The sequence below is a fragment of the Rheinheimera sp. genome (genome assembly GCF_020217005.1).
GTDB lineage: Bacteria > Pseudomonadota > Gammaproteobacteria > Enterobacterales > Alteromonadaceae > Pararheinheimera.
In genome coordinates this window covers 1-10000 of record NZ_JAIWOI010000092.1, presented here as the reverse complement: position 1 = coordinate 10000, position 10000 = coordinate 1, and the positions used below count along the sequence as shown (strand labels likewise).

The 10000-nt window shown below is 46.7% G+C and carries 13 protein-coding genes; 7 read left to right on the top strand and 6 right to left on the bottom strand.

The genetic code is table 11. From position 1 onward, the window contains the following. A partial coding sequence (locus tag LDL40_RS04520) for an efflux RND transporter periplasmic adaptor subunit (RefSeq protein WP_300993965.1) occupies positions 1-538 on the bottom strand: 538 nt, incomplete at its 3' end. 203 nt (positions 539-741) lie between these two features. Between LDL40_RS04520 and hemN the strand changes: the two genes are divergently transcribed. The 5 genes from hemN (at position 742) to LDL40_RS04495 (ending at position 5871) form a co-directional block, all read left to right on the top strand. Beyond that, a complete protein-coding gene (hemN, locus tag LDL40_RS04515; RefSeq protein WP_300993964.1) occupies positions 742-2103 on the top strand; it encodes an oxygen-independent coproporphyrinogen III oxidase in 1362 nt (453 codons plus the stop codon). Between the two features lie 74 nt (positions 2104-2177). Then, the gene (yegQ, locus tag LDL40_RS04510) at positions 2178-3506 is read left to right on the top strand and encodes a tRNA 5-hydroxyuridine modification protein YegQ (protein WP_300993963.1); all 1329 of its coding nucleotides are present in this window, start codon (positions 2178-2180) and stop codon (positions 3504-3506) included. Next, entirely contained in the window at positions 3491-3694 is a 204-nt protein-coding gene (locus LDL40_RS04505) for a YfhL family 4Fe-4S dicluster ferredoxin (protein ID WP_300993962.1), read from the top strand. Before yegQ ends, LDL40_RS04505 begins: the two co-directional genes overlap by 16 nt. Positions 3695-3815: 121 nt before the next feature. Further along, entirely contained in the window at positions 3816-4256 is a 441-nt protein-coding gene (locus LDL40_RS04500) for a nucleoside deaminase (RefSeq protein ID WP_300993961.1), read from the top strand. Between the two features lies 1 nt (position 4257). Beyond that, a complete protein-coding gene (locus LDL40_RS04495; protein WP_300993960.1) occupies positions 4258-5871 on the top strand; it encodes a diguanylate cyclase in 1614 nt (537 codons plus the stop codon). Between the two features lie 12 nt (positions 5872-5883). Here LDL40_RS04495 and LDL40_RS04490 read toward each other — a convergent pair whose 3' ends face one another. The 5 genes from LDL40_RS04490 to LDL40_RS04470 form a co-directional block, all read right to left on the bottom strand. Then, positions 5884-6693: an ABC transporter substrate-binding protein gene (locus LDL40_RS04490; protein WP_300993959.1), complete on the bottom strand. Its 810-nt coding sequence runs from the start codon at positions 6691-6693 to the stop codon at positions 5884-5886. A gap of 137 nt (positions 6694-6830) precedes the next feature. After that, positions 6831-7571: a hypothetical protein gene (locus LDL40_RS04485; protein WP_300993958.1), complete on the bottom strand. Its 741-nt coding sequence runs from the start codon at positions 7569-7571 to the stop codon at positions 6831-6833. Between the two features lie 8 nt (positions 7572-7579). Further along, positions 7580-7822, bottom strand: coding sequence for a thioredoxin family protein (locus tag LDL40_RS04480; protein WP_300993957.1), 243 nt, complete (start codon positions 7820-7822; stop codon positions 7580-7582). A gap of 255 nt (positions 7823-8077) precedes the next feature. Further along, positions 8078-8353: a Rho-binding antiterminator gene (locus LDL40_RS04475; protein WP_300993956.1), complete on the bottom strand. Its 276-nt coding sequence runs from the start codon at positions 8351-8353 to the stop codon at positions 8078-8080. A 42-nt stretch (positions 8354-8395) separates the two neighbouring features. After that, positions 8396-8650: a DUF2024 family protein gene (locus LDL40_RS04470; RefSeq protein WP_300993955.1), complete on the bottom strand. Its 255-nt coding sequence runs from the start codon at positions 8648-8650 to the stop codon at positions 8396-8398. A gap of 142 nt (positions 8651-8792) precedes the next feature. On the opposite strand from LDL40_RS04470, the gene LDL40_RS04465 reads away from it, so the two are divergent. Together LDL40_RS04465 and LDL40_RS04460 are read left to right on the top strand one after the other, a co-directional pair. Then, positions 8793-9353, top strand: coding sequence for a MarR family winged helix-turn-helix transcriptional regulator (locus tag LDL40_RS04465; protein ID WP_300993954.1), 561 nt, complete (start codon positions 8793-8795; stop codon positions 9351-9353). 23 nt (positions 9354-9376) lie between these two features. Next, positions 9377-10000: glutamine amidotransferase (locus LDL40_RS04460; protein ID WP_300993952.1), on the top strand; the 624-nt coding region annotated here is incomplete at its 3' end.

Sequence of the window (10000 nt, the reverse complement as noted above, 5' to 3'; positions counted from 1 at the left end):
TGATAGGGGACAAAACTTTGCTGTAGTTCAGATTAATCTGCGCTGTTTTCAATTGGGCCTGAGCCGTTAATAAATCGGCCTGAGCTTGTTTATAAGCCGCGTCTGCTTCGTCAAACTCCTGCTGGCTGACCGCTTTAATTTTTAACAGTTCGGTATAACGGCTGGCTTTGGCTTTGCTGCTGGCAATGCTGGCCTGAGCCCGCGCTACTGCCGCTTTAGCGCTGGACAGTTGAGCTTCAAAAGTGGCTGGGTCAATTTGATATAAAGCCTGACCAGCTTTAACTTCACCACCTTCAGTAAATAAACGTTGCAGTACTATGCCGTCGACCTGAGGGCGAATTTCGGCAATTTGTGAGGCTGCCACGCGGCCTGGTAATTCTTTGGTTAATGTAACCGCCTGACTTTTCAGGGTGACCACGCCAACAGGCATGGCCTGTGCTGCCGGTGCTGCGGCTTGTTGAGCCTGGCCACAACCGGCCAAAGCAACAGAGCCCGCCAGGGCGGAAAGGGCAAAAAATACGATGCGGGAACGCTGCATGTTTAAAATCTCCATTTAGAGTGAACGTTCATTCTAAAATAAGGGAGGGAATTTTTCCAGTTTAATCTGTCGTCATTTTATGGGCTTTGGTCGTTATTTAAGCGCTCATCTGGCAGCAACGGACTTTGTTTCAGATCAACAACGAACTAAAGTTGATGCATTAAACTGCAGCCACCTTTGAGGGGAAAGCAGAGAAAAGTTCAATGTCGGTGTTATGGTCAACTGATTTAATCCAGAAGTATTCGGTGAATGGTCCCCGTTATACCTCGTACCCAACGGCTTTATCTTTACAGCCTGATTTTCCGGCTTCTGCTATTCAGGCCGCTTTAGCCAGTTCTGCGCACGAGCTCTGTTTGTACCTGCATATCCCATTTTGCCAGCAGCTGTGTTACTACTGCGGCTGTAACAAAATGGTGACTCGGCACAGCGAAAAAGCTGATTTGTACCTTCAGCATCTGGCAGTTGAGATGGCTTTGTATCAACCTCTGCTGAGCGACAAAACTATATCCCAGCTGCATTTAGGTGGTGGTACTCCGACCTTTTTAACCGAAGAGCAATTGTCCAGGCTAATGCAGCTGCTCAGACAGCATTTTGTGTTTAAGCCTGATGCCGAGCTTTCTATTGAAATAGACCCGCGCAGCTGCAGTCTGGAAAAACTGGCTCATTTACGCCAGTTGGGCTTTAGCCGGGTTAGCTTTGGTGTGCAGGACTTCGATGAGCAAGTTCAAATCGCCATCAACAGAGTGCAAAGCGAAGATCTGGTGCGCTCTTTGGTGCTGGAAGCCAAGCGGCTAGGGTTTAATTCTATTAATCTGGATTTAGTCTATGGCTTGCCGTACCAAAGGCCAGAGAGCTTTATTCAGACGTTGCACAGCGTGTTGCAGTTGGATCCTGACAGGGTATCGCTGTTCAGCTATGCCCACTTGCCGACCCGTTTTGCGGCTCAGCGCAAAATTCCAACTCAAAGCTTGCCGCAGGCAGAAGATAAAGTTGTGCTATTAGAGTTGGCTATCAAAGAGTTTAGCGTTGCAGGTTATCAATGTATCGGCATGGATCATTTCGCCAAAGCGACCGACTCTTTAGCGATAGCACAGCAACAAGGCAAATTGCAGCGTAATTTTCAGGGCTATACCACAGCAGGCCAGGATGCATTGATTGGCTTGGGAGTATCTTCTATCAGTCAGGTCAATGGCGTAATTTGGCAAAATCAGAAAGAACTGCAAGATTATCAACGCCAGTTGAGCGAGGGGATAATGCCGCTGGAGCGCGGTTTTAGTTTAAGTCAGGATGATAAAATCCGCGCAGCTTTAATCAGCCAGTTAATTTGTCATTTTGAGCTGGATATCCATGATTTTTGTCAGCGCTTTAGCATCGCCGATTTTTGGAGTTATTTTGCCGATGCTTTACCTAAACTGGACCCACTGATCGCTGATGGTTTGGTGCACTGTTCTCAAAGCCATATTCAGGTGACACCACGGGGTCGATTGCTGGTGCGTTTAGTCTGTGCCAGTTTTGATCGTTACCTGCAAAACAACAGTAATCCAAGCTATTCCAAAGTGGTTTGATCCAACGCAAAACATGGTTAAAAACAGGCGCTATGATGCGCCTCTTGTTTTTTTAATGCTCTGTGGATTGCCCCATGAATGCTCCTGAACTTTTATCCCCTGCTGGTAGTTTAAAAGCCATGCGTATGGCTTTTGCTTATGGCGCTGATGCTGTCTATGCCGGTCAGCCGCGTTTTAGTTTGCGGGTGCGCAATAACGAATTTGATTTAGCTACTTTAGCTATGGGTATTCAGGAAGCGCATCAGTTGGGTAAAAAGTTTTATCTGGTGGTCAATATTGCGCCCCATAACAGCAAGTTAGAGCGTTTTGTCGAAGATATGGCGCCCGCTGTAGCTTTGGGTCCTGATGCGCTTATTGTGTCTGATCCTGGCGTGGTATTTTTGTTGCGTCAGCATTTTCCGCAGGTTCCACTGCATTTGTCTGTTCAAGCCAATACGGTCAATTGGGCTGCTGTGTTGTTCTGGCAACAGCAAGGTATAGAGCGGGTGATTTTATCCCGCGAGCTGGCGCTGGAGGAAATAGCCCAAATCCGTGAAAAAGTGCCAGAAATGGAGCTGGAGGTTTTTGTGCACGGCGCTTTGTGTATGGCCTACTCAGGCCGCTGTTTATTGTCTGGCTATATCAATAAACGCGACCCAAATCAGGGCGCCTGCACTAATGCCTGTCGTTGGTCTTATCAAGCCCATGACGCAGTGGCCGATGAGGTAGGGCAGTATCAGCCTGCAGCCACTGAACTGGCAGCGCCTGTATTGGTTGAAGAGCAAGGCCGCCCTGGCGAGCTGATGCTGCTGGATGAAGATGAACATGGCAGTTATATCTTTAATTCCAAAGATCTGCGCGCTGTGCAACATGTCGCTGCTTTTAGCGCTATGGGCGTGCATTCGCTGAAAATAGAAGGTCGTACCAAGTCACCTTATTATGTAGCCCGCACAGCTCAGGTGTATCGTAAAGCGATAGATGATGCGATGGCCGGCAAGAGTTTTAACCCTGATTTACTGCAGCAGTTAAACGGCATGGCCAACCGGGGTTTTACTGAAGGTTTTTTACGCCGCCATATCAGCGCCGAATTGCAAAATTACCAGACCAGCCATAGTGAAGGTGAGCAGTTGCTGGTGGGAGAATTCAGTGGTGAGATTAATGCGCAAGGTCAGGCTTTGTTGCTGGTCAAAAATCGTTTTACCGCAGAAGATCAATTGGTGTTGATGACCCCTCTGGGGTGCAAGGAGTTGGAGCCTGTCTTTTATGGCGCTGATGGGGAAAAGTTGCTGGTAGCACCAGGATCAGGCTATCAGGTCTGGTTTCAATTGCCTGGTGGAATCAGTCCACACTCGGGCTTCTTGTTAAAACAACAAGGAATGCAAGTCGAGTCAGGCTCTGGAGCGTTATCATGTCAGTGTGGATAGAGCCGCTGTGCATTAATTGTGATATGTGTGTGCCTGAGTGTCCTAATACGGCCATTTTCCGTGCAGAGCAGCATTATCAGGTCGACCCTGACTTATGTACTGAATGCGTTGGTTTTTATGACAAGCCTGCCTGTATCGAAGTGTGCCCGCTGGATTGCATCAAGTACCTGCCTGCTAAGCCAGAATAGACTGTAATTTAATTTACTATTCTGGTCTTCTTTTTCTGTATTTCTCACTAAACTATGGAAGCAGAGCCACAAGCTAAATACAGTGAGTGGCTGATTTCAGCTGATTTACAGGATAGTGTGAATGACAGACCCTTTTATGTTAGCCGCAATAGAACAAGCGAAAAAAAGTTTAGCCGAAGGCGGTATTCCTATAGGTTCGGTACTTGTGATTAACGGAGAAATAGTGGGCCGTGGTCATAACCAAAGAGTGCAAAAAGGTAGCTGTGTATTGCATGCAGAAATGGATTGTCTGGAGAATGCGGGCAGGTTAACAGCACAAGACTATCGCCAGGCTGTGCTGTACTCCACCTTGTCTCCTTGTGATATGTGCAGTGGTACTGTGTTACTTTATGGCATTCCCAAAGTAGTGGTTGGTGAAAATCGTACTTTTCAGGGGCCAGAAGCTTATGTAAAAAGCCGTGGTGTGGAACTGATTGTTCAGGACAATGCTGAATGTGTGCAGCTAATGCAAGACTTTATTGCCGCTAAACCAGAGTTATGGAATGAAGATATAGGGGTATAATGTGAAGTTATGGCATGTGCTGGTACATGGATTGTTGACCACTGCCCCGGTTTTCGCTGAAGGATGGTTCGGGCAAAACACTGACGTAAGCTGGCTGCTTCTGGGGGCAACTGCCTTTTGCATTATTCCTGCCTCACTTGCTTTTTTAATTTTTGTATATCGTATCAACCGTAAACTCAAAGCCATAGTGGTTGCAGGTCAGCGTTCTGCGCTGATGCAACAAAACCGCAGTAGAGTATTGGCGATGATTGTAGATCAGGCTCCTTTAGAGCAAGTGTTGGACGCTCTGGTTGAAGGGGCGGAACAGATGGATCCTTCTGCCAGTTGTACCGTACTTTTGTTGGATGAGCAGGGCGCTTTACACGTCGCTTCGGCACCCCATTTACCTGATCAATACAATGCTGCTATTGATGGCATCACTGCTGGCTACGGCGTAGGTTCCTGTGGCACCGCAGCTTTTACTGCTGAACGGGTGATAGTGGAAGACGTACGTGTGCATCCTTATTGGCAGCCTTACCAGGCTTTGGTCGAGATGGCGGGAATTCGTTCCTGCTGGTCGGAGCCTATTAAAAACCGGCAAGGCAAAGTGTTGGGAACTTTTGCTATTTATCATAAAGAGGTCACAACCCCTTCTGAGCAAGACATCCAGCTGATCAGCGAAAGTGCAGCTTTAGCAGAAATTGTTATCGAACGCAGCAATGCGATAGATGCGTTAAAACGCAGCGAAGAGCGACACAGATTGTTAGCTGACCACGCCACAGATGTGATTTGGACTATGGACCTGAGCGGGCATTTTACTTACATCAGCCCTTCCGCAGAAAAGCTGACTGGTTTTACGGTCACAGAGCTGATGCAACAACAAATGCAGCAATTGGTCACGCCGGATTCCTATGCTCAGGTAAAACTGCAAATGAAAAAAGCAGCCAAAGCTTTGCAGGATGGCGAAGCCTATCCGGATTACGTTGGCGAAGTGGAGCAAGTCTGCAAAGACGGCCGGCGGGTCTGGAGTGAAGTAAAAATCTCAGGTATGTATGATGCGACAGGTGCATTTGTTGGCATTTTAGGCGTAAGCCGGGATTTAACAGAAAGACGTAAAATTGAAGAACGTATGCGCTATATGGCGCAGCACGATACCTTAACAGGCTTACCAAACCGCACTTTATTCGCAGACCGCTTACAAAAAGCCTTGCAGTACGCTGTGCGGCATAAAAAAGCCTTGGCCTTGATGTTGTTGGATTTAAACAAATTTAAACCTGTAAATGACACTCATGGTCATGCGGTGGGAGATTTGTTATTACAGCAGGTGGCAGAGCGTTTGCAGCATGCAATCCGCTCGTCTGATACTGTGGCTCGTATAGGCGGAGATGAATTTATTATTCTTTTACCACAAGTGGATGAACTGAATCACGCGGCTTTGGTGGCTGAAAAAATTCGACAAGCCATTGCCTTACCTTTTGATATTCATGGTTTAGAGATTCAGATCAGTTGCAGCATAGGAGTGGCGGTTTACCCCGAAGATGGTGAAACCGACTTGGTACTGAGTAAAGTGGCGGATCAGCGTATGTATCAGCAGAAAGCTTGTGTGTTTAAGCAGGCTGTCACAGACGCTTCTTAGCCAACGCATTTTTCATGGCATTAAAGCCAGTGCTTCTTCTTTGGGTAAGTAGGTTGAAAAAATATTTAGCAAAGTCCCATCCTGTTTAATCTCTAGTATAAGTTGGTACCACTCTTGGGCTTGCTGTTCATTAAAGTTTGCTTTTGCCAATACTAACCCATGCTCAACACCTGCTTCCTCAGAGGCCCAATCCAGAATACGCAGCTTAGAGGAAAGTCGTAGCTCCGGGAGCAGGTGGCGATACACTGGTGCCTGAGCAAAAATGCCATGAACTCTCTGCTGTTTTAGCGCTTTAAACAAGGTCCTGCTGTCCGGGTAGTACTGTACTCTGTTGTGCTGCGCCAACCGTTCCAAAACCTGATCATTAATATCCCCATGTTTGAAGGATCGTACAGCACCAAAAACTAAATAGGGGCGTTGTATAAAATCTTCTGGCCGTTTTACCGACAAAGGTACTTCAGGTGCCAATAACACCATATTTTTCATGCGCATATAAGGAATAAACCAGGCAAAGCCAAGCCGCTCCGTGGTTTTTATGCCTGAAACACTGAGATCTAAATCGCCTTGCTCCAAATCATGCCAGATCCGGGCTCTTGGCATCAGACTGGAGTATATTTTACAGCCAGTTCGTTTGCGAACTTCGTTAATGATGTCTTGATCTATACCACTTCGACCATCAAAAAACAGCACACCATGCTCATACAAACCCGCAGTCCAGCCTTTTTCCGGGCAGCTTATAGCGGCAAAAGCTTTGGTAGAGGTAGCTAGACTAATCAGTACAGTGGCGCAGAAAGATAGTGTTTGCACCTGCTTAAAACTCATGAAGTCTTCATCCTTAAGGAGAGCATTTTTTACTGCATGGAAACCTAAGTAAAAGCGGCTTTAGTGGGAAAGTAAAGGAAGTAGTCAGCAGAAATTTTTCAGTAGTTTCTGCTGGTTACATCAATGCCTGAGCTAAGTTATTTAGCTTTTTCCGGCCAGCTGGCAGGTAAAGATAAATCGCCAGAAGCCACATCGTACACGTTCACTACGCAGAGCAGCGGGTTGTGCAGGTTGGCATTGACTTTCAGTGCTGCTGTCACACCGTCGTAGCTAAAATCAGTGGGGAACCCCACTTCCTTTAACGGCACCCGGATGGTGACAGTATCTTTTTTCAGGTTGAAATCATAACCCGGAGAGTCGATATAAATTGGTGCGCCTGGCCAGGTTTTTGGCACTCGTGGAGTTTCACCTTGTGGGATATCCCGCACTTTTAAACCTTTAGGACCACAGCTTTCGTCCGGGGTTAACACCACCCAATGTGAATGCCAGTCGTCGCCATCGTTGGCCAAATTGCCATCGTTGTTTTCGTCATACAAAGGGGTGTCATCAAAGTCAGGGTGGGCTGTTAACGCCAGCGCCACTATGCCTTTTTTACCATCAAAACCTATGACTGAAGAATCCAGTGTGGTTGGCCAGACATAACTCAATACTTCTGCTGTGGCGAATTTTCCGCCATTGCTGACTGGTTTTTCTGCACCTGCAGTGCCTGCAACCACCTGCTCAAATACCAGATGGGTACCGTCTTTAAAGACGCGAGTGTGGACTAAATCAAAAGCTGCTTTGGTGGCTGATTTTTCTGAGTGAATACCACCAGGGCCATGAGCTATTGCCTGACTGGCAGCTAAAGCTATGAAAGAACTTAACAGTAATTTTTTCATCATTCACCTCAGGCTAAATCTGTGATGGCAGCGCCAAAGTTGATATGTAATACCTGGCCATCAATCACTAAGGCTGGCACTGACTGGATGCCTGCAGCTTTGGCAGTGGCAACTTCTGCACTCTGCTCGCCTAAATGCACTACGTTGATTTGGTAGTTGTTTGGGTCAATCATGCTGAGCAACGTCTGTTCTGCGCTAATGCAAACAGGGCAACCCGCATGGTAAAAAGTAGCAATAGTTTTAGTGTTCATAGCTTTGTTTCCTTTAAAAGAGTCAGGTTAAGAATCTGTACTGCACTGCATTGCGCCGTACTTTACATTATGTTTCGATTCGATACGTATTATTGTTTTGAATCGAAACTGTGTCAAGGCTATGTTTTAATAAAACTGTGGATTAATTATTAAGATTTTGATTTTTATCGTTTTATTTTTTGTTCTGTGCAACTAAATGCCAGAAAACAAAAAAGCCACCTGGTCGGTGGCTTCTTTTTTAAAGGGGGGAAAGGCTTAAATAGCGCAGCTTCCGCCTTGCTGTAACCAAATTTGCTGTTGGGGTGCATTGGCATCCAATACCTCAATACGTTCAATCTGCAGCAGTGGAATTTCCACTTTTTGACCGTCCTTATCCAGCAGCAGAAATTCTTGCTGTGCTGTACTTCGGGTGTCACGGGCAATCCCCTGAATAGTGCTGCCATCCAGCTGATGGATCAGGACCGGGTATCGTCTCATACAGATAATTTCGACATGATCATGTAAATCGCAAGCAAGAATGGCCGGACTCATCAGGCTGCTCCTTTGTTCTTGGGTTAATGAACACAGAGCCGCTTAGCAGCCCTGTAATTTCAGAATGTAATACCCCTGCGTATGAATAGCTTCAATAACAGCTGGGGTGGCTATTTCGTTATGACAAAAATCACAGCTTTGCTGCTGCACGTCTTCATTAGCGTAGCCTTGTTGTTGTAAAAACTGCTGCGCATAGAGTTTAGCCTTCCCTGCATGCTCTGGCGTTACCAATACATCAAAATGCAGGTAGTGGCCATTGGTCGTTTTTACATGGGTGTCAAAAACCTGAACGTTCATAAAAAGCTCCTCACTCAACCTTAAATTAAGTATCGATTCGATACGTTGTGAAAATAATAGTTTCGCTTCGATACAATGTCAAGCTATACTGTGACAATAAAATGCAGTTCTAAATCCAGATGCAAGTGCAGGTGTAAAAACTATGGCTTTAAGCTTTTTTGATTATGTTGAACGCATCAACAGTTTGTTGCGTAGCTGGCAGCGGGACGATGCCGAACTTTCTGTGGTGCCGGCAGTGCAGCTTAGCGCTTTGCGTTATCTGAGTATTTGTAATCATTATTCAGACACTGTGATGGGCGTGACCGACTATCTGGGTCTGACCAAAGGCACAGTGTCCCAGTCGTTAAAAGCGCTGGAAGAGCGGCAGTGGATCTACAAAGAGCCGGATCTGCAGGACAAACGCATAGTGCATTTAAAACCAACAGCAGCAGGTTTAGCTGTAGTACAGCAGTTGGTGGCTGTGCAGGTGCTGCAACAAGCAGTGCAGCAGTTGGGGCCTGAGTTGGAGCAACAACTGACCGGTGCTTTGCATCAGTTGTTGAGCCAGGTGCAGCAGCAACAGCAGCGCAAAAGTTTTGGTCAATGCAAAAGCTGTCGTTTCCATCAACAACAGGACGGTTTGCCCTTTTGTGGTTTAACTCAGCAGCCTTTGCCTGTCGCAAGCACAGAGCTGATTTGTCGTGAACATCAGGACGCGGCATAAAGGAGAAAAAGAGGAGACAATAGATGAAAACGAAAAGTTGTGTGGTGATCCGGCATTTGCAGTTTGAAGATCTCGGTAGTTTTGCCGGGCCATTAACGGCCGCCGGTTATCAGCTGCAGTATCTGGATGCGGCTATAGATGATTTAACTGCGGCTTATCAGGCCGATTTAACTGTGATTTTAGGTGGTCCTGTTGGGGTCTACGACACGGCTTTGTATCCGTTTTTACAGACTGAGCTTTTGATAGCTAAACAACGTTTGGCAGAACAACGACCCTTGTTAGGGGTTTGTCTCGGGTCGCAGCTGATAGCCGCAGCTGCTGGTGCTGCTGTCTATCCGGGCGCTTATGGCAAAGAAATTGGCTGGTCGCCTATTCGTTTTACTCAAGAAGGGCTGGATACAGGTCTTTTTGCTGTGGATAAAACAGATCAAGATATCCCGATGTTTCACTGGCATGGCGATACCTTTGATTTGCCTGCTGGTGCGGAGCTGTTGGCATCGAGTGAAAGTTACCAGCAAATTTACTGTATAGGTTCACAGGTACTGGCGTTTCAATGCCACCCTGAACTGGAAGGCCAGCGTATCGAACAATGGTTGCTTGGCCATGCGACTGAATTAGCGGCCTGGCCTCTGGCAGATTTAGCCAAA

Excerpts from the sequence above, each read along its gene's own strand:
- LDL40_RS04485 (WP_300993958.1), bottom strand. The coding sequence starts at position 7,571 with ATGAAAAAATTACTGTTAAGTTCTTTCATAGCTTTAGCTGCCAGTCAG.
- LDL40_RS04480 (WP_300993957.1), bottom strand. The coding sequence starts at position 7,822 with ATGAACACTAAAACTATTGCTACTTTTTACCATGCGGGTTGCCCTGTT.
- LDL40_RS04470 (WP_300993955.1), bottom strand. The coding sequence starts at position 8,650 with ATGAACGTTCAGGTTTTTGACACCCATGTAAAAACGACCAATGGCCAC.
- LDL40_RS04505 (WP_300993962.1), top strand. The coding sequence starts at position 3,491 with ATGTCAGTGTGGATAGAGCCGCTGTGCATTAATTGTGATATGTGTGTG.
- LDL40_RS04500 (WP_300993961.1), top strand. The coding sequence starts at position 3,816 with ATGACAGACCCTTTTATGTTAGCCGCAATAGAACAAGCGAAAAAAAGT.
- LDL40_RS04465 (WP_300993954.1), top strand. The coding sequence starts at position 8,793 with ATGGCTTTAAGCTTTTTTGATTATGTTGAACGCATCAACAGTTTGTTG.
- yegQ (WP_300993963.1), top strand. The coding sequence starts at position 2,178 with ATGAATGCTCCTGAACTTTTATCCCCTGCTGGTAGTTTAAAAGCCATG.
- hemN (WP_300993964.1), top strand. The coding sequence starts at position 742 with ATGTCGGTGTTATGGTCAACTGATTTAATCCAGAAGTATTCGGTGAAT.
- LDL40_RS04490 (WP_300993959.1), bottom strand. The coding sequence starts at position 6,693 with ATGAGTTTTAAGCAGGTGCAAACACTATCTTTCTGCGCCACTGTACTG.
- LDL40_RS04475 (WP_300993956.1), bottom strand. The coding sequence starts at position 8,353 with ATGAGTCCGGCCATTCTTGCTTGCGATTTACATGATCATGTCGAAATT.